This window comes from Candidatus Albibeggiatoa sp. nov. BB20 (assembly GCA_016744725.1).
Taxonomy (GTDB): Bacteria; Pseudomonadota; Gammaproteobacteria; order Beggiatoales; family Beggiatoaceae; genus Albibeggiatoa.
In genome coordinates this window covers 1-1,462 of record JADGDW010000259.1, presented here as the reverse complement: position 1 = coordinate 1,462, position 1,462 = coordinate 1, and the positions used below count along the sequence as shown (strand labels likewise).

General features: G+C 44.9%; 1 protein-coding gene. It reads right to left on the bottom strand.

What is annotated here, in order from left to right; genetic code table 11:
* Positions 1-1,462, bottom strand: a 1,462-nt coding sequence (locus tag ABXH34_RS18245) for an InlB B-repeat-containing protein (RefSeq protein WP_353573320.1), incomplete at both ends; no start/stop codon positions are given.

Sequence of the window (1,462 nt, the reverse complement as noted above, 5' to 3'; positions counted from 1 at the left end):
GCCGTGTAATCACCGTCACCACTACCACTATTTACAGTCAATGTATATAAGGTTGGGGTATCAGCTTTGTACGTTGCCGTAATTGTGGCTGCTGCCGCTGGCATCGTAACCGTAGTCGTGGCTTGCGTTGGGTCAGCTAACACACCTGTATCGCCTGTCCACGTATCGAACACTTGAGCTGTTGGTGCAGTATCCGCCGTGACAGTGACTTGAGAGCCTTCGGTATAATCACCGTCGCCATTACCATTATTCACGCTTAAAGTGTATAAAATTGGAGAGGCTGTTCTATAAGTCGCTGTCACAGTTATTGCCGTTGCTGGCATGGTGACTGTGGTCATTGATTGAGTTGAATCAGCCAAAGCTGCCGTGTCACCTGTCCAGACATCAAATACTTGACCTGTTGGTGCAGCATCTGCGGTAATTGTGATTTGTGCGGTTTCTGCATAATTGCCATCGCCGTTACCATTAACCACATCTAAGCTGTAAGTTGCTGGATTCAAACCGCTGCGATAATTACGACTGACAAATAAATTGGCTAAATCCGTGTTGAGATGCGTGGCATTAGGGAAACCAAATACATTAGAATAAATCCCCCACGGTGCGCTATGATAATGGAAATATTGACCATTTAAGTCGTAAGTATCCATAATGTCTAACATATCAGACACCCATGCTAATCCGCCGCGCCCATCTTGGAAATTTGCCACTGCTGTACCGAATTCACCGATATTCACAGGCACATTGGCATTGATATAGAATTGCAAGCCATCGTTATCAAAGAAGCCTGTTTCTAAAGATGCTTTGGTAAACGGTCTCGGTGTATCCCAAGATTTAAACCCTAACCAACGTAAGCCCAAGTTTGCACCTGAACCTGCAACATTAGTCCCTTGCACCCAACCGCTGATACGGTATTGATGACTTTGTTTGATTGAGAAATTTAATTTCTGATTGCTAATCGCATATTTGCCAGACGTGGAGTTGAGGCTTAAAGATTTATCGCCAACATGTGCTGTTGTTGATGTGCTTTTGCTACCACTGCTACCCGAATCTAACGCTAATCCTGACCAATCGTTGGTATAAGATACGAAAGGCGCACGCGCTGCATGGGTTTCGTACAACATCCACCAATCGCTTGGTTTTGGATCAGGGTCAATATCATGAATCCGACGCACAAAATTACCCGCCGCATCATATTCATCGACCACAAAATCATCTAATAACACTGTACCGCTGTTGCTGTCAGAAATTAAAATCGGCGTTGCACCCCAAGTATTGGTATTCGGCGCGGTGAATAATTGCCCTTCGTACCATGTCCAGCCCGTTGTTCCTACTGTAATTGATGTGTTTTCGCTATAGCCTTCAACCACTGAATCCCACGGTTGAATATAACCATTGGCATCAGGATAAACTAAACCATAATCGCCATAGCCATAGTGATAACCCAAGGCTGCATTGCTGTCTC